This window comes from Mesorhizobium sophorae (genome assembly GCF_002270415.1).
Lineage (GTDB): Bacteria > Pseudomonadota > Alphaproteobacteria > Rhizobiales > Rhizobiaceae > Mesorhizobium > Mesorhizobium sophorae.
Genome location: NZ_NNRI01000012.1, coordinates 116,287 through 132,625 on the forward strand (window position 1 = coordinate 116,287; position 16,339 = coordinate 132,625).

Here is a 16,339-nt window from a genome sequence, read left to right on the forward strand (position 1 = left end):
TCTAGGGTTCCTAAACAAAGCCTGGCAGTTGCAAATGGCCGGCCGCGAGCAGATCGGCCATCGTGGTCAGCGCGGTGCGCAGATCGTCCAGCGAACGGGCGGCGCCGACATTGATGCGCACCCCGTGCTGCACCGGTTCGCGGCCGACCGCGAAGGCATCGCCCGGAAGGACGGCCACGCCGCGCTCCAGACAGGTGCGGGCGAAACCGGCACCGCGCCAGGGCTCGGGAAGGCGCAGCCAGGTATGGGTCGAGGTGGCGTGGCTCTGGACATCGTAGTGGCTGAGGATTTCGCTCAGCACCGCCTGGCGCTGGCGCAGTTCCTGCTTCTGGGCCTCGATGATGCGGGCGGCCGTGCCCTCTTCGATCAGCCGCGTGCCGATCAGCGCCGTCAACGGACTGATGCTCCAGCAATTGATGCGCAAGGCCGCCGCGACCTGGCCGGCTATGGTGCGCGGCGCTATTACGAAGCCTAGGCGCAGACCTGGCGCCAGGCATTTCGACAAGGCGCCGATATGGACGGTCAGTTCGGGCTCGATGCTGGCCAGCGATGGGGGCGGATTGTCCGCCAGCGGGCGATAGACGTCATCCTCGATGATGAGGACGTTGTGACGCCGGGCGACCGCCACCAGTTCGTGCCGGCGCTGTTCGCTGAGGGTGATCGTGGTCGGATTGTGCAGCGTCGGCACCAGGAACACGGCGCGCGGGCGCAGTTGCGCGCAGGCCGCCTCGAATGCGTCGGGCCGCATGCCGCCGCGATCCATGCCGACGCCCCTGAGATCCAGTCCATGCACGCGGCACAGCGCGTTGATACCCTGATAAGTGACCTCGTCGGCGAGCACGACCTCACCCTGCCTGGTCACCGCGCCGAGCACGCAGTCCAGCCCATGCTGGGCGCCCGCCGCCAGCACCACGCGGCCGGGATCGCCGTCACCGGCCACCGGACGCATCCATTCGGCAATCGCCGCCCTCGCCCACAACGGTCCCTCGGGCGGATGGTAGTCCTGCAGCGTCGCGTAATGGCGATCCTTCGACAGGCGCGGCAGAAGCAGCGCCAACGCGTCGAGATAGGCGGAGGTTGCCGGCCGGTTGACGGAAAGGTCGATGACGCCAGTGTCGTCGCTCGGCGCCGAGACGAAGCCCGGCCTCTCGCCGGCGTCGCGGGCGGCGACCGTGGTGCCGCGTCCGGGCCGCGCTTCGAGCAGGCCGCGCTGCTGCAGCGTCGACAGCGCGCGCGTCACCGTGGTGACGTTGATGCCCAGCGCCCGTGCGATCTCGCGCTGCGGCGGCAGCCGGTCGCCGACCGCGAGCGTGCCGGCAGCAATGCGTTCGGCAATCGCATCGGCAAGGCGGCGATAGACCGGACCTTCATCCGAGGCGAGCTGGAGGTCTTGGAGCATGCGGCTTTCGGTGGGTTGATACGATCTGGCTACCGGCGCATCTAGCATAAGACAATGCTCCGGACAATAGCACTTGTCTGGCCTCAGTTTCAAAACATGACTGCTTAAAACTCACACAATCACGTAAAATGCCGCTTGACGGGCAAACTTGTCTGCATCTATGGTCAGTCAGACATAGATTGTGTGAGCATACAAGTTCGGATGGCCGCCTTTGCGCGGCCAGCGCGATGCGAGACCCGACATGCACGACAAGCAACAGCTCCTTTCGACTCACAGCCCCTGTAGCCGTATAGGGGAAACCTGCCGGTGATGACCAAGGCGGCACCCTTGTCGGCCGAAAGCGCGGGGCCTGGCGCCGATACAGGCCGCCAGGGTTTCGTTGAGTTCGTCGACGTCGAGAAATCCTATGACGGCCGCGCCTTCGCGGTGACGCGGCTGAACCTCAGTGTCGCCCGCGGCGAGTTCCTCACCCTGCTCGGCCCCTCCGGCTCCGGCAAGACGACGACGCTCAACATGCTTGCCGGTTTCGAGCGGCCGACCAACGGCGTCATCACGCTGGAGGGCCGCTCGGTTGACCGGCTGCCGCCCTATGAGCGCAACATCGGCATGGTGTTCCAGAACTACGCGCTGTTCCCGCACATGAGCGTGGAAGAGAACGTCGCCTTCCCGCTCTCGGTGCGCAAGATCGACAAGCCGGACATCGCCTCCCGCGTCAGCCGCGCGCTGGACATGGTGCGGCTCAAGCAGTTCGGCGACCGGCGGCCGGCGCAGCTTTCCGGTGGCCAGCAGCAGCGCGTGGCGCTGGCGCGCGCGCTGGTGTTCGAGCCGAGCCTGGTGCTGATGGACGAGCCGCTCGGCGCGCTCGACAAGAAGCTGCGCGAACACATGCAGCTCGAGATCAAGCAGCTGCACACGATGCTCGGCGTCACCATCGTCTATGTCACGCACGACCAGAGCGAGGCGCTGACCATGTCGGACCGCGTCGCCGTCTTCAACAATGGCGGCATCGCCCAGCTCGGCTCGCCTGATGATCTCTACAACACGCCGCAGAGTTCGTTCGTGGCGAGCTTCATCGGCGAGAACAACACGCTGGCTGGCAAGGTCGAGAGGGTGATCGGCAAGGAATGCCGCATCGCACTGGACGGCGGCGGCGCAATCACTGCGCAAGCCATCGGCGTCGCGGATGGCGCTGCCTGCCATGTCGCCATCCGCCCCGAGCGGCTCAGCCTCGCAGCCGGCGGACACGCGGAAAACAGGCTGGCGGCGACGGTCGATGGCCGCATCTATCTCGGCGACCACCAAAGGCTGCTGGCCAGGCTCGAAAATGGACAAGTGCTGACCGTCAAGGTCGGCCCGGAAGCGACCATGGCGAATGGAGAGCCCGTGATGGTTTCCTGCGCGCTCGGTGATTGCCGCGCCTTTCCGGCCGATGCCGGAACGGGCGGATCGAAGTCAAAAACAACAGGGGAGTAAGACCAGATGAAAACCACGAAGACCCGGCTACTCGCGCTCGCGGCGGCCACCGCCTGGATGGCGATAGGGCATGCCGCTGTCGCCGACGAGCTGTCGATCATGGCCAGCGGCGGCGCGTGGCAGGACGCGCAACGCAAGGCATGGTTCGAACCGTTCAGCAAGGAAACCGGCACCAAGATCGTCGAGCAGGAATATCTGGGCGATCTCGGCAAGGTCAAAGCCATGGTCGAGACCGGCAACGTGCCGATCGACCTCGTGACGGTGGAGACGGCGACCGTGCTCCAGGGCTGTGATGCAGGCATTCTCGAGCGTCTCGACTATTCCAAGATCGCGCCGCGCGAAAAATTCATCGAAGGGTCGGCGCTCGACTGCGGTGTAGGCCTCGACGCCTATGGCGACATCCTGGCGTACGACCCGACCGTGCTGAAGGAGGCGCCGACCTCGGTGCTCGACCTGTTCGACACGAAGAAGTTTCCGGGCAAGCGCGCCATGCGCAAATTCCCGGCGCAGAATCTCGAATGGGCGCTGATGGCCGATGGCGTCGCACCGGCCGATGTCTACAAGGTGCTGGGCACGCCCGAAGGCGTCGACCGCGCCTTCAAGAAGCTCGACACGATCAAGAAGGACATCGTCTGGTGGGATGCCGGCGCGCAGCCGGCACAGCTTCTCGCCTCGCAGGAAGTGGTGATGACGACGGCCTGGAACGGCCGCATCCAGAACGCCATCGACACAGACAAGAAGCCGTTCAAGATCGTCTGGAACAACCAGATCCTCGAATACGACATGATCGCCATTCCCAAGGGCGCCAAGAGCCCGGATCTGGCCTACAAATATCTGGCCTACATCAGCCAGCCGGAAAACAACGCCAAGCTTGCCAGCTACATCACCTACGGGCCGGTGCGGACCGATGCGGCGTCCTTCGTCGCGGCCGATGCCTTGCCGAAATTGCCGAACGCGCCCGACCATCTGGCCGGCGCCTACCTCGTCGCCGACACCGAGTTCTGGGGCGATTATGGCGAGGACCTGGTCAAGCGCTTCAACGCTTGGCTCGCGCAGTAACGATGTCGGCGCTCCAGCCCAGCGAACTCGACCGGCCTCCGCTGGCCCGTGGCCGGTCAGCTGCCGACGCCGACTTCAAGTCGGCGTCGGCGGTGCTTCGCCGGGCAGATTTCGGCGACCGGCTTCGCTCGCTGGCGCTGGCCGCTCCGCTGCTGGTGCTTCTGGCGCTGAGCTTCGGCATTCCGATCGTCCTGCTTTTGTCGCGTGCCGTCTACGACCCGACGATTGCCAATGCCTTGCCGCAGACGACCCAGGCGCTCAGCGGCTGGAACGGCCAGGGCCTGCCCGACGACGCGGCCTTCGCAGCGCTGGCGGCGGACCTCAGGGGCAGTCAGGCCAAGGGCACGGCCTATGAACTTGCCAAGAGCCTGAACGCCCGCCTGCCCGGCGCGCGCAGCCAGGTGCTGAAGACCGTGCGCCAATTGGAAGCCGCCGGTGACAAGCCGCCGCTCGACGTGATGAAATCCGTGCCGTTCTGGTCGCAGCCCGGCACCTGGCCGGCGATTGCCAACGGCACCCACAGCATCACCTCGTTCTATCTCATGAGCGCGCTTGACCTGCGCTGGAACAATGATGGCGGCATCGAGCGCGTGCCGCCCGAACAGGCGATCTTCCTGCAGGTGTTCATGCGGACATTCTTCGTCGCCGCCGCGGTGACGCTGGCGACGCTGATCCTGGGCTTTCCGCTGGCCTATCTCATCGCCAGCGTGCCGAAGGGCCTCGCCGCCATCCTCATCGTCGCGGTGCTGCTGCCCTTCTGGACGTCGATCCTCGTGCGCACCGCCGCCTGGACGGTGCTCTTGCAGAAGTTCGGCCTGGTCAACGACCTTCTGTTATGGCTCGGTGTCGCCGAGGTCCGGCTTGACCTGATGTACAGCCGCATCGGCCTGATCATCGCCATGACCCACATCCAGCTGCCGTTCACGCTGCTGCCGATCTACAGTGTCATGCGCACCATCCAGCCGTCGCAGATGAAGGCGGCCTATTCGCTCGGCGCAAAACCCGTCACCGCGTTCCGCCGCGTCTACCTGCCGCAGGTCTTTCCCGGCGTCATGGCCGGCTGTCTGCTCACCTTCATCCTTTGCCTCGGCTATTACATCACGCCGGCGCTGATCGGCGGCGCCAGCGACCAGCTGATCAGCAACTTCATCGCCAACTACGTCAATGTCGAGCTGAACTGGGAGATGGCGGCGGCGCTCAGCTTCATCCTGCTCGTCTTAACGCTGGCGTTGTTCGGCATCTTCGCCCGTATCCTCGGCCTCGACCGCCTCAAGCTGGTGTAGCCATGCTCCTGTCTCCCTACCCAACGCTTGGAGAACGCATCCGCATCGCGCTGCTGTGGCTGTGGTGCGGCCTGGTCATCCTGTTCCTGATCGTGCCGATCCTGATCCCCGTGCCGCTGTCGTTCAACAGCGGCACCTTCTTCATCTTTCCGCTGGAGGGGGTTTCGACGCGCTGGTACGAGGTCGTGCTCGGCACCCAGCGCTGGCAGGCGGCAATCGGCAACAGTCTGATCGTCGCCTTCGGCACGACGCTGATCGCAACGGCGCTGGGCACGCTCACCGCAATCGCGCTGTCCGATGACAAATTCCCTGGGCGCCGCATCGTCATGCCGCTCTTGTTGTCGCCGCTGATCGTGCCGGTGGTGATCACCGCCGTCGGCTCCTATCTGTTCTACGCCCGCGTCGGCCTCGCCAGCACATATGCCGGCATCATCCTGGCGCATACCGCCCTTGCCAGCCCCTTCGTCGTCGTCACAGTGGGCGCGAGCCTGACCGGCTTCGACCGGAATCTGATGCGCGCCGCCGCCATCTCCGGGGCGAAACCGGTGACTTCGTTCTTCCGGGTGATGCTGCCGCTGATCCTGCCCGGCGTGCTTTCGGGTGCTGCGTTTGCCTTCGTCACCTCGTTCGACGAAGTGGTGGTGGTGCAGTTCCTGGCCAGCGCCAACCAGCGCACCATGCCGCTCGAAATGTTCATAGGACTGCGCGAAAAACTGTCCCCGGCGATCACCGCCGCGGCGACCTTGATGATGGGGCTTTCCATCGTGCTTTTGGTCGTCGCCAATCTTCTGGCCCGGCGCAGCCAGCGCCGGCCGAATGCTGGCGCTTAGTCCTGAACCGAGACGGGCGTCCAGATGACATCATCGACTTTCTGCGCGCCCGTCGCCAGCATCACCAGGCGGTCGAAGCCGAGCGCGATGCCGCTGGCCTGCGGCATGATGGCAAGGGCGGCGAGAAAATCCTCATCCAATGGATAGCGCTCGCCATAGATGCGCTCTTTCTCATCCATCTCGATGATGAAGCGCCGGCGTTGCTCGTCGGCATCGGTCAGCTCGCCAAAGCCGTTGGCGAGCTCGACGCCGCAGCAATAGAGTTCGAAGCGCTCGGCAACGCGCGCATCCCTGGGGCTTGGCCGTGCCAATGCCGCCTCGGCCAGCGGATATTCGCACAGGATGGTCGCCCGCCCCTGGCCGAGCAACGGCTCGATCTTTTCCACCATCACCCGGCTGAACAAATCGGACCAGCTGTCGTCAGGTGCGGTGCGCAGGCCGGCCTGGGTCAAGGCGGCATAAAGCGCGTCCCGGTCGGTGGCGCCGTCGGCGGCGACCGTGGCCAAGAGATCGATGCCGGCATAGCGGGTGAAGGCATCCGCGACCGTCAGCCGTTCCGGCTCGGCAATCGGATCGCAGTCGCGGCCCCGGAAGGAAAATCGCGTCGCCCCTGCCCTTGTCGCGGCCAACGCCAACATGGCCGCGCAATCCTGCATCAGGCTCTCATAGGCCTCGCCCACCCGGTACCATTCGAGCATGGTGAATTCGGGATGGTGCAAGGGGCCGCGCTCGCGGTTGCGGTAGACCGGACCGAGGCTGAAAATGCGCTGTTCGCCGGCGGCAAGCAGTTTCTTGCAGGCGAATTCCGGCGAGGTGTGCAGATAAAGCGGCGACCGCGTGCCGTCCGGTCCGATCGCTTGCGTGGTGAAAGCCGCCAGGTGTGCCTCGTTGCCGGGCGAGACCTGCAGGGCCGCCGCTTCCACCTCGACGAAATCTTCGGCGGCGAACCAGTCGCGCAGGCTGGCGGCGATGGCGTTGCGTAGCATCAGCCGCGGGCGGCGGTCGGCGTGGACATGCGGCGTCCACCAGGGCGAGGCATCGGGCGACGTATCGTTCATGGGGTTCAGATCATATGGAATGGGGCTGGCGGTTGCGGCCAAGATGCGCTAGTTCGCAGCGGACGGCTGCTGAGGCCGATTTGTACCAATCAACCATTTCAGGATTGTAAGCCGTGGTGAAAGTCATCGCCAGTTCGCTCCGTAAAGGCAATGTCGTCGACAAGGACGGCAAGCTTTATGTGATCCTCTTTGCCGAAAACATCCACCCAGGCAAGGGCACGCCGGTGACCCAGCTCGACATGCGCCGCATCGGCGACGGGGTGAAGGTTTCGGAGCGCTACCGCACCACCGAGCAGGTGGAGCGCGCCTATGTGGAAGAGCGCGAGCACACCTTCCTCTACGCCGACGGCGAAGGCTATCATTTCATGAATCCGGAAAGCTACGACCAGGTAGCGGTGTCGGAAGCCGTGGTCGGCGACATGGCGCCTTACCTGTTGGAAGGCATGGCCGTGCAGCTGTCACAGTTCAATGGCATTGCCATTTCACTGGTGCTGCCGCAGCGCGCCACCTTCGAAGTCGTCGAAACCGAGCCAACGACCAAAGGACAGACGGCCTCGTCGTCCTACAAGCCGGCCGTGCTCTCCAACGGCGTGCGCACGCTGGTGCCGCCGCACATCGCCCCCGGCACCCGTGTGGTGGTAATGACCGCGGACGGGGCTTATGTGGAGCGCGCGAAGGACTGAGGGCGGCGCCTTCGCTCATAAGCCCTCTCGGCTATATCACTGCTTAAAGCAGTTCTCGCGGTGCCATTGCAGGAAATGGGGATGCGGGCGTTCGAGCTGTCGACGAGGCGGAAGCGCGCGGCGCGACTTGTTTATGAATCCATGCACGCTGTCGGGGTCGTTGACCTGTCGTGAGATCAGGATTTCCAGATCATCGGACAGGCTGATTAATCCGCGATCGAACATCCAATGCGCAGTACCGGACAGTGCGATCCCATTGTTGACGACATCAGGTCCGTTCGCCTCGACCGGTCGAATGTGTGCGGCAGAAACCTCCGCCCGGCCGCCGCCATTTATCAGCTTAAGACCCGTGATCGCGCAGCGCTCATCATAGGCGCGTAAGACGATACGACGGAAAATGCGGTCGCGCACGATTCGCGACCCGATGTAACTCACACGATCGCGGTTCTGCTCGAACCGAAACGGAGCCTGCTCATCCTGAAAGCCGCCGACAGATGCGCCAATCTCATCGACGCGCGGGAGCAACGAGCCGCTCGTGCCTAGACCCAAATCGACAATGCGGTTGAAGTCGCTTCGGCTGAGTGGACGGACTGCGGATTGGGCGCGACCGGAAATCCGCCCTTGGTCGTTGAGTAGACCGCGCTCAACGAGACCGTCCACCCCACCAAACGGAACATGATTGGCGAAATCGAGATAGGATCCGGGCTCAATCAACGCGAGGTACATGCCAGGCGCCACAGGGTCTGAAATAACCTGCCGGACTTTGGCTATGGCAAAATAGCCGCGGGTGTCATCTACCTTGCTAGGTTCGTAGTAGATGATCCAATCGCCAACACATGCTTCCACACGACGCAGATATTGGCTCGGAAACTGATATTGCTCGGCGGGGCTGTCATCATAGATCGAATCCGAGCGGTGGATGAAGACCCCAAATCCCATGATCTTCCTGCAATGCGTTCTTGGGAATAACTGCTTGCGATGTACCACCAAAATCCGATCTTGGGGGTTTAGTCCAGGCCGATCGAACTTCTCCCGTGGAATCGGTCTTTCGTAAGCTCGCGCTGAAAGCTGCCCTTCGACTAAGCACCGCGATATTTTTCACGCAGCGTGTCGCAGAAGGCCCGCATGGTTCGTCCTCTGATGGAAGAAGGAGAGCGCCATGCGAAAACTTATCGTCACCGAATTCATCAGCGTCGATGGCATTGCCGAGGTCGAGAAGCTGCCCAGCGTGACCTGGAACGACGAGATGAACAGGTTCAAGGAGGATGAGCTTGCCGACAGCGGCGCCATGCTTTTGGGGCGCACGACCTATGAGATCTTTGCCGGTTCGTGGCCCAAGGAAACCGGAGATTTCGCCGACCGGTTCAACGCGTTGCCGAAATATGTCGCGTCGACCAGCCTGAAGGCGCTCGACTGGAAGCCGGCCGAATTACTGAAGGGGCCTCTGTCGGAAGCGGTCAGGGCGCTGAAGCAGGGCGGCGGCGGCAACATCTATGTGCATGGCAGCCTCAGCGTCGCGCAGGAATTGCTGCGCCACGGCCTGGTCGACCGCGTCAGGCTGCTCAGCTACCCCGGCGCCGTCGGTCAGGGCAAGCCGCTGTTCCCCGTCGGCGAGCCAGTGGCGCTCAAGCTGATTTCGGCGACGCCGTTCAGCAACGGTGTGGTGGCGCTGGAATATGTGCCGGTGGCGAAGTCGTAGTTGGCTTCGTGGATGACAACAGCGCCCGACTTTAAGTCCTTGTTTTCATGCATGTCGTTGTCCCAAAACCGGACCACTTTTGGGCGACATGGATTAGACGATCAATTGCCGACGTCGCGCGCCTTCACCCAGCCTTCTTCCTCCGCCTCCCCTTGACGGCAGCGCCATTCCTAGCCTCCACCACCCGCTCGACCTCTCGCTTCAGCTGATCCTTGATATCAGCCGTCTCGTTCATCAGAGCGTCGATCTTTAGGAAATCAAGCACGCGGTACTTTGATACTGCCGGGCGGACCAGGATGTCGGGGCTGCACTGCTTCAGCTTGTTGGCGATGATCGACTGCATCATCAATTGCGTGGCGCCGAACATCAGGTCGACGGAGGTCGGGTGCTTGCGGTCGGCTTCTTCCGGCGCGCCGACCACGTCGACGCCGATGATAATGTCGGCATCGTTCTCGATCAGGTCGAACGGCACGGGGTTGTAGATGCCGCCGTCGATCAGCAGCCTTCCGTCGCGCGTCACCGGGCGGAACACGGCGGGTATGGCCGCCGAGGCGGCCAGTGCCGAGTGCAGGTCGCCATCGTCGAACACGGCGAGCTTGTGGCCGAAATAGTCGGTCGCGGTCACCTTGAGCGGGATCTTGAGCTCGGCGAAGGTCTCGGGGATAGCCTCGGGCAAAAAGGCCTTCAGGATGCGCTCGACGTTGAACTGGCTGACGCGGATGCCATTCTGCATGGCTTCGGCGATGGTGCCCGGCCGCGCCCGCCACATGCGGCTCGCCACTTCGGCGCGGCGGCCGAGGATCGAGCGGGCGTAGTCGTGGATGTCCTTGCCGGTCATGCCGGCGGCCATGCCGGCTCCCATGATAGCGCCGATCGACGAGCCGGCAATGGCCACCGGCCTGATGCCCAGTTCGTCCAGCGCCTCGATGACGTGGATATGCGCCAGCCCGCGCGCGCCGCCGCCGCCAAAGGCGATGCCGAAGGTCGGGCTCGTCATTGGGCTCATCCCTTGTCGGCCCCGGCCAGTTTCGGTCCGATGACCATGATGGTCGGCTCAGTCGACAGCAGCTTTTTCGCCGCCGCCTTGACCTGATCAAGCGTCACCGCGTTGATATAGCCAGCGCGGCGCTGCATGTAGTCGATCCCGAGATCGTCGAGCTGCAGTTCGACCAGCGTCGAGGCAATGGAACTCGAAGAGTCCAGATTGTTGATGGCGTAAGCGCCGATCATGTATTTCTTGGTCGCCGCCAGCTCAGCCTCGGTCGGGCCTTCCTCGGCCAGTTGCTTGACCACGTCGCGGACGATGCCCAGCGTCTCGGCCGCCCGGTCCGACCGGGTCCCGGTGCTGACGACCAGTGCGTCGGCGTGATCCTGGTTGATCAGCGAGGAGTTGACGCTGTAGGCCAGCCCGCGCTTTTCGCGCACCTCCTGGAACAGGCGCGAGGTGAAGGTGCCACCGCCGAGGATCTCGTTCATCAGCACGGCGGCAAAGAAATCCGGCGCCTTGCGCTTCACGCCGGGATAGGCGAGCTGCAGCGAGGTCTGTGGCAGGTCGTAGTCGACCTCGACATGCTGCGCCAGCTTCGGGTCGATATCGGCCACCAGCCTCAGCGCCTGGTTCTGCGGCAGGTCGCCGAACACCATGTCGAGCTTCTTCTTCAGCGTCTCGGGGTCGATGGCGCCGACCACGGCGACATGCAGGCCGCCGCGCGCGAACACCGCCTTGTGCAAGGCCTTCAAATCATCCGGCGTGATGGTGGCGATGCTCTGCCTGGTGCCTTGGTCGGAGCGGGAATAGGGATGATCGCCATAGAGTGCGCGCGCCCATTTGTCCTGCGCGACCGTATCGGGATCGTTCTCGCCGGCGATGATGCCGGACAGGATCTGGGCGCGGATACGGTCGATCGGCAGCTGGTCGAAGCGCGGCTGGTTGACCGCCAGCCGCAACAGGTCGAACGCCTCGTCGCGCTGCTCGGCCAGCATGCGCATCGAGCCGTAGATGCCGTCGCGGCTTTCGTCGAAGCTCATCTCGGCGCCGGCGTCGTCGAGCTTGATCTGGAAGGCTTCTGAGTCGAGCGTGCCGGCGCCTTCGTCGAACAGGCCGGTCATCAGATTGGCCAGGCCCTCTTTGCCAACCGGATCCTGCGTCGAGCCGCCGCCGAAGACGAAGCGGATGGCGACGACCGGCACCGAATAATCCTCGACCAGCCAGGCGGTGATGCCCTTTGGCGAGGTGACGGACTGGATGTCCATGGCGCGAGCGGTGAGTGCCGGCAGGATCAGGAAGAGGATGGAGAGGAAAAGGGTTGCAAGCGCTGCGGCAGCGCGCCGGGCTTTTCCTTCTCCCCTTGCGGGAGACGGTGGATCGGCGCGTAGCGCCGAGACGGTTGAGGGGTGTTGGACGGAGTACGGACGGTGCCAAGCGGGAGCACCCCTCATCCGACCGAGCTGCGCTCGCACACCGCCCTGGGGCGAGCCACGGGTCTCGCCCCGTCCTTCGGACCCCACAAGGGGAGAAGGGAAAGCGTGGCGGTGCTGGTTCGTCATCAAATCAGTTCTCCGCCTTGACTTGCGGCAGCAAATAGCCGGTCGTCGACCGGTCGAGCACCAGATAGCGCGCGGCGACGGCCTTGATCTCGTCTGCTGTCACCTTGCGGATGCGCTCCGGCCATTGCTGGACGTCTTGCACGTTGCCGCCGGTGGCCAGCGTCGAGCCATATATGTTGGCCATGGACTCCTGCTTGTCGCGGGCAAAGATCATCGAGCGCACATAACGGTCCTTGGCCTTTTCCAGCTCCGACGGCGTGACGCCGTCCCTGGCGATGCGCGCCACCTCGGCATCAACAGCCGCTTCGACATCGGCGAGCTTGGCATCGCCGCGCGGGGCGCCATAGACGGTGAAATTGGTGTCGTCCAGCATGGTGCCCTGGAAATAGGCGCCGGCGTTGGACGCGATGCCTTGCTGGACGACGAGTGCCTGGTAGAGCCGGCTGCGGGTGCCGCCACCGAGGATCTCGGCCAGCAGGTCGAGAGCTTCGGCCTCGCCCGGCTTGCCCGAGTGATAGGACGGCACCACCCACTGCGCAGAGAAACTCGGCACGCTGACGCGGGCGTCGGAGAGCGTGACCGTGCGCTTGGTGTTCTGCTCGGGTTCAACCGGGCGGATGCGCGGGGGCAGATCGGGGCCGCGCGCCACCTTGCCATAGGTTTTCTCGGCCAGCGCCCTCACCGTGTCCGGTTCGACATCGCCGGCCACGATCAGCACGGCGTTGTTGGGCCGGTAATATTTGTCATAGAAGGCGGTGGCATCGGTGCGGTTCAGCTGCTCCATCTCCTGCATCCAGCCGATGACCGGGATGCGGTAAGGCTGGTTCTGCCACAGCGTGGCGTCGACTTCCTCGTCCAGCACCGCCTCGGGATTGTTGTCGATGCGCGAGCGGCGCTCCTCCAGGATGACGTCGCGTTCGGTCTTGATGACGTCGTCGGTGAGGATGAGGTTGCGCATGCGGTCGGCCTCGAAACTCATCATCAGCTCAAGCGCCGACGGCGCCACCGTCTCGTGGAAGGCAGTGTAGTCGTAGGAGGTGAAGGCGTTGTTGGAGCCGCCGATGTCGGAGATGGCGTGGTCGAACTCGCCGGCCACATGGTGGGTCGTCGCCTTGAACATCAGGTGCTCGAAGAAATGGGCGATGCCGGATTTTCCGGGCGGCTCGTCGGCGCTGCCGATCTTGTACCACACCATGTGGGTGACGATCGGCGCACGGTGGTCGGGGATGACGACCACCTCCATGCCGTTGTCGAGCAGGAAATCCGTCACCTTGAACGCGTCCGGTGTCGCGTTGGCCAACACGGTGCTGTCGGCCAGGACTGGGCCGGTCATGGTGATAGCCAGCGATGTCGCCAGCAGTGTTGCGCGCAGCCATTCAATCCTAGATGTCATCAATGGCTCCGATTTCCAGGCAGGACGATAGGCAAGGCGCTGGCGACAGCAAAGTGAATTGTTGGTCATGTTGCCGGCAAAGGCGGCGGCAAAGAGGCCGGCATCGATGCAAGGCGCATCACGCAACCTCGATAAACCGGATCACCGTCTCGCCGTAGTTGCGCTCATCCAGCACGGAAAAGCCGGGACCCGGCTCGAAGGGCGCCACAGCCGCCTCCTCGACCACGCATAGCGCGCCGGGACGAAGCCAGCCGCCGGCCCTGGCCGACTGCAAGGCGCGCTCGCCGAGGCCCTTGCCGTAGGGCGGATCGGCGAAGACGAGGCCGAATGGAGCGAGCGTGCCGGCTTCGCCAAGGCCGGTGGCATCACGGCGAAAGATCTTGGTGCGGCCCGTCAGGCCGAAGGCCTCGACATTGTCGCGGATCAGGCCACGGCCTTCCGCCGATTCCTCGATGAAGACGCCGTAGGAGGCACCGCGCGACAGCGCTTCGAGGCCGAGCGCGCCGGTGCCGGCGAACAGGTCGAGCACGCGCGCCCCGTCCAATTGCTCCGCAAAACGATGCGCCAACACGTTGAAGACGGCCTCGCGGGTGCGATCGGTCGTCGGGCGGATAGCGCTGCTGCGGGGCGTCGCCAGGGGACGCCCGCGAAACTCACCGCCGACGATTCTCATCTTGCGCTGGGCCTCATTCCAATCCGGGCCTCATTTCGTCCTGGGACCCTTGGGGCCGCTGCGCGGCCGTTCGCCGCCACCGGCGCCGCCCGGACGCTCGCCACGCGGCTTGCCGAACGGCTTGGCGCCGCCCGGTTTGCCATAGGACGGCTTGAACGATGCCTTGCGCGCCTTTGCGTCGGCCGCCTTGGCGGCGTCGGCCTCAGCCCTGCCCTTGCCGATCGGCCGCGCGCCCGGTGCCATCCAGACATTGGCCTTGCGCTGGCCGGGCGGCTCGATAGGCCGCTGCTCGCGCTCGGATTTCTTGCCACCGCCCGGCTTGCCACCAAAACCACCGCGCGGCTTGTCACCAAAGCCGCCACGGGGCTTGTCGCCAAAGCTGCGTTCGGGTCGCGGACCGCGCTCGCCATAGCTCTTTTCCGGCCCGGCGCCTCGGTCGGGACTTGTCGACAGCTTGCCCAGTGCCTCGTCGCGGCTGCCTTCGCGGCGCTTGCGGTTCTTGATCAGCCCGCCCTCGCCGATCGGCCGGCGCTCGCCGTCTCTGGTGAACTTCGGCCGCTCCGGCTCCGGCTCGCGGATCTCGGTGCGCCGCACCGGCTTGTTGGAAAACGGCTTTGAAATCTCGGCATCGAAATTGGCGCCGGATTCCTCGACCAGACGCTCGCCAAGCTGGTCGCGCAGCACCCGGCCCTTGATCTCCAGCACATGGCCCTCGGCGAGGTCATCGAGCTGGAACGGTCCGTAGGAAATGCGGATCAGCCGCGTCACATCCAGGCCAAGCGAACCGAGGATGTTCCTGACTTCGCGGTTCTTGCCCTCGCGCAGGCCGATCGTCAGCCAGGCATTGGTGCCTTGCTCGCGGTCGAGCGTCGCTTCGATGGCGCCGTAAAAGACTCCGTCGACGGCAATCCCTTCACGCAGGCCGGCGAGCGCGCTTTCCTCGACCTTGCCGTGGACGCGCACGCGGTAGCGGCGCAGCCAGCCGGTGGCCGGCAGTTCGAGCACGCGCGACAGGCCGCCATCATTGGTGAGCAGCAGCAGGCCTTCGGTGTTGATGTCGAGGCGGCCGATGGTCATCAGCCGCGGCAATTCGGCCGGCAGCACGTCGAAGACGGTCTTGCGGCCCTCGGGATCGCGGTTGGTGGTGACGACACCGGCAGGCTTGTGGAACAGAAACAAGCGCGTGCGCTCGATCGGCGGGATTTCCATGCCGTCGAGGTGGATGATGTCGTCGGGCATGACGTTGAAGGCCGGCGAGGTCAGCGCCCGGCCATTGACCTTGACGCGGCCGGCGGCGATCAGTTCCTCGGCATCGCGGCGCGAAGCAAGGCCGGCGCGCGCCAGCCGCTTGGCGATGCGCTCGCCTGCCTCTTCCGTCACTTCCGCCGAACGCGGACGCGGTTTGAAGCCAGCACCCGATGCCCCTTGCGGCCGATCACTGAAGTCGCGCTTGGGACGGTCGCCACCGAAGTCACGCTTGGGGCGGTCAGCGAAATCACGCTTCGGACGATCGCCGGCGTCGCGCGACACGCGATGGCTGAAATCCCGCTTGGGACGGTCGAAGCGCCTTTCGCCGCCCTCCGCCGCCGCAGCAGGACGATCGCCGCGTGGTGCATAAGGCTTGCTAGGTCCTTCGCGCTTTTCATACGGCCTGCGCTCGCCTTCGGCCGCCATCGGACGGTCGCCACGTGGCGCATAAAGCTTGCGCGGTCCTTCGCGCTTTTCATACGGCTTGCGCTCGCCTTCGGCCGCCATCGGGCGGTCGCCACGCGGTGCGTAAGGCTTGCGTGGTCCCTCGCGCTTTTCATACGGCTTGCGCTCGCCCTCGGCCGTCATCGGGCGGTCGCCACGCGGTGCGTAGGGCTTGCGTGGTCCCTCGCGCTTCTCAAAAGGCTTGCCTTCGGGACGCGGCCCCTTGCTGAATGGCTTGTCGCCGCCCTTGAAGTCGCGCTTCGGCCGCTCGCCTTCGGCCGCCATCGGCCGATCGCCGCGCGGGGCGTAAGGTTTCTTGGTGCCAAAGGACGGCTTGCCACCTTTGCCGGCGGCGCCATCGCGGCTGCGCGGTCCCGCAGCTTTCGAGCCGCTCCTGACCGGACCCTTTTTGGGCCGGAATTTCTTGTCGTTGTCGTCCATGTGGCCTTTGTCCGTTTGCGCTGCTACAGCGTGGCGCATCCTTTTGGGCGCGCAACGAACGCTGTAGCACTTTTGATTTGGCGCATGATCATTTCCGAAAACCGAGTCC

General features: G+C 64.6%; 14 protein-coding genes. 6 read left to right on the plus strand and 8 right to left on the minus strand.

All coding sequences use genetic code 11. The annotated features are described in order from the left end of the window. Positions 1-10 precede the first annotated feature (10 nt). The gene (locus tag CGZ66_RS17820) at positions 11-1,399 is read right to left on the minus strand and encodes an aminotransferase-like domain-containing protein (protein ID WP_095085962.1); all 1,389 of its coding nucleotides are present in this window, start codon (positions 1,397-1,399) and stop codon (positions 11-13) included. Between the two features lie 309 nt (positions 1,400-1,708). Here CGZ66_RS17820 and CGZ66_RS17825 point away from each other — a divergent pair, with 309 nt between their 5' ends. Genes CGZ66_RS17825 through CGZ66_RS17840 form a run of 4 tightly spaced genes read left to right on the plus strand, consistent with a single transcriptional unit; the run spans position 1,709 to position 6,044 of the window. Continuing rightward, positions 1,709-2,872, plus strand: coding sequence for an ABC transporter ATP-binding protein (locus CGZ66_RS17825; RefSeq protein WP_245331135.1), 1,164 nt, complete (start codon positions 1,709-1,711; stop codon positions 2,870-2,872). Positions 2,873-2,878: 6 nt separating this feature from the next. Continuing rightward, positions 2,879-3,931 (plus strand): ABC transporter substrate-binding protein, encoded by a 1,053-nt coding sequence (locus tag CGZ66_RS17830; RefSeq protein WP_095085965.1) that lies wholly within the window; start codon positions 2,879-2,881, stop codon positions 3,929-3,931. Positions 3,932-3,933: 2 nt separating this feature from the next. Next, positions 3,934-5,214, plus strand: coding sequence for an ABC transporter permease (locus CGZ66_RS17835; protein ID WP_095085967.1), 1,281 nt, complete (start codon positions 3,934-3,936; stop codon positions 5,212-5,214). A gap of 2 nt (positions 5,215-5,216) precedes the next feature. Next, a complete protein-coding gene (locus tag CGZ66_RS17840) occupies positions 5,217-6,044 on the plus strand; it encodes an ABC transporter permease (RefSeq protein WP_095085968.1) in 828 nt (275 codons plus the stop codon). On the opposite strand, the gene epmA is transcribed toward CGZ66_RS17840, so the two are convergent. Continuing rightward, the gene (gene epmA / locus CGZ66_RS17845; protein WP_095085970.1) at positions 6,041-7,102 is read right to left on the minus strand and encodes an EF-P lysine aminoacylase EpmA; all 1,062 of its coding nucleotides are present in this window, start codon (positions 7,100-7,102) and stop codon (positions 6,041-6,043) included. The genes CGZ66_RS17840 and epmA overlap by 4 nt on opposite strands. 113 nt (positions 7,103-7,215) lie before the next feature. On the opposite strand from epmA, the gene efp reads away from it, so the two are divergent. Next, positions 7,216-7,785 carry an elongation factor P gene (gene efp, locus CGZ66_RS17850; RefSeq protein ID WP_095085972.1) on the plus strand — a complete coding sequence of 190 codons (570 nt, stop codon included), beginning with the start codon at positions 7,216-7,218 and terminating at the stop codon, positions 7,783-7,785. Positions 7,786-7,821: 36 nt separating this feature from the next. Here efp and CGZ66_RS17855 read toward each other — a convergent pair whose 3' ends face one another. Beyond that, positions 7,822-8,724, minus strand: coding sequence for an HNH endonuclease (locus tag CGZ66_RS17855; protein ID WP_095085975.1), 903 nt, complete (start codon positions 8,722-8,724; stop codon positions 7,822-7,824). Between the two features lie 220 nt (positions 8,725-8,944). Between CGZ66_RS17855 and CGZ66_RS17860 the strand changes: the two genes are divergently transcribed. Further along, positions 8,945-9,484 (plus strand): dihydrofolate reductase family protein, encoded by a 540-nt coding sequence (locus tag CGZ66_RS17860; RefSeq protein WP_095085978.1) that lies wholly within the window; start codon positions 8,945-8,947, stop codon positions 9,482-9,484. Positions 9,485-9,608: 124 nt separating this feature from the next. Here CGZ66_RS17860 and CGZ66_RS17865 read toward each other — a convergent pair whose 3' ends face one another. The 5 genes from CGZ66_RS17865 to CGZ66_RS17885 form a co-directional block, all read right to left on the minus strand. After that, entirely contained in the window at positions 9,609-10,481 is an 873-nt protein-coding gene (locus CGZ66_RS17865) for a patatin-like phospholipase family protein (RefSeq protein WP_095085981.1), read from the minus strand. 5 nt (positions 10,482-10,486) lie between these two features. Next, positions 10,487-11,737: a M16 family metallopeptidase gene (locus CGZ66_RS17870; RefSeq protein ID WP_245331136.1), complete on the minus strand. Its 1,251-nt coding sequence runs from the start codon at positions 11,735-11,737 to the stop codon at positions 10,487-10,489. A 298-nt stretch (positions 11,738-12,035) separates the two neighbouring features. Beyond that, positions 12,036-13,424 carry a M16 family metallopeptidase gene (locus CGZ66_RS17875; protein ID WP_095086693.1) on the minus strand — a complete coding sequence of 463 codons (1,389 nt, stop codon included), beginning with the start codon at positions 13,422-13,424 and terminating at the stop codon, positions 12,036-12,038. Positions 13,425-13,542: 118 nt separating this feature from the next. Next, the gene (rsmD, locus tag CGZ66_RS17880) at positions 13,543-14,097 is read right to left on the minus strand and encodes a 16S rRNA (guanine(966)-N(2))-methyltransferase RsmD (RefSeq protein WP_095085986.1); all 555 of its coding nucleotides are present in this window, start codon (positions 14,095-14,097) and stop codon (positions 13,543-13,545) included. Between the two features lie 30 nt (positions 14,098-14,127). Then, the gene (locus tag CGZ66_RS17885; protein ID WP_095085989.1) at positions 14,128-16,230 is read right to left on the minus strand and encodes a pseudouridine synthase; all 2,103 of its coding nucleotides are present in this window, start codon (positions 16,228-16,230) and stop codon (positions 14,128-14,130) included. Between the last annotated feature and the right edge of the window lie 109 nt (positions 16,231-16,339).

What these genes read in the sequence shown, in the direction of transcription:
- CGZ66_RS17855 (WP_095085975.1), bottom strand. Translation starts at nt 8,724, where the DNA reads ATGGGATTTGGGGTCTTCATCCACCGCTCGGATTCGATCTATGATGAC.
- CGZ66_RS17825 (WP_245331135.1), top strand. Translation starts at nt 1,709, where the DNA reads ATGACCAAGGCGGCACCCTTGTCGGCCGAAAGCGCGGGGCCTGGCGCC.
- CGZ66_RS17840 (WP_095085968.1), top strand. Translation starts at nt 5,217, where the DNA reads ATGCTCCTGTCTCCCTACCCAACGCTTGGAGAACGCATCCGCATCGCG.
- rsmD (WP_095085986.1), bottom strand. Translation starts at nt 14,097, where the DNA reads ATGAGAATCGTCGGCGGTGAGTTTCGCGGGCGTCCCCTGGCGACGCCC.
- CGZ66_RS17830 (WP_095085965.1), top strand. Translation starts at nt 2,879, where the DNA reads ATGAAAACCACGAAGACCCGGCTACTCGCGCTCGCGGCGGCCACCGCC.
- CGZ66_RS17865 (WP_095085981.1), bottom strand. Translation starts at nt 10,481, where the DNA reads ATGACGAGCCCGACCTTCGGCATCGCCTTTGGCGGCGGCGGCGCGCGC.
- CGZ66_RS17860 (WP_095085978.1), top strand. Translation starts at nt 8,945, where the DNA reads ATGCGAAAACTTATCGTCACCGAATTCATCAGCGTCGATGGCATTGCC.
- epmA (WP_095085970.1), bottom strand. Translation starts at nt 7,102, where the DNA reads ATGAACGATACGTCGCCCGATGCCTCGCCCTGGTGGACGCCGCATGTC.
- CGZ66_RS17885 (WP_095085989.1), bottom strand. Translation starts at nt 16,230, where the DNA reads ATGGACGACAACGACAAGAAATTCCGGCCCAAAAAGGGTCCGGTCAGG.
- CGZ66_RS17875 (WP_095086693.1), bottom strand. Translation starts at nt 13,424, where the DNA reads ATGACATCTAGGATTGAATGGCTGCGCGCAACACTGCTGGCGACATCG.
- CGZ66_RS17870 (WP_245331136.1), bottom strand. Translation starts at nt 11,737, where the DNA reads ATGGACATCCAGTCCGTCACCTCGCCAAAGGGCATCACCGCCTGGCTG.
- CGZ66_RS17835 (WP_095085967.1), top strand. Translation starts at nt 3,934, where the DNA reads ATGTCGGCGCTCCAGCCCAGCGAACTCGACCGGCCTCCGCTGGCCCGT.
- CGZ66_RS17820 (WP_095085962.1), bottom strand. Translation starts at nt 1,399, where the DNA reads ATGCTCCAAGACCTCCAGCTCGCCTCGGATGAAGGTCCGGTCTATCGC.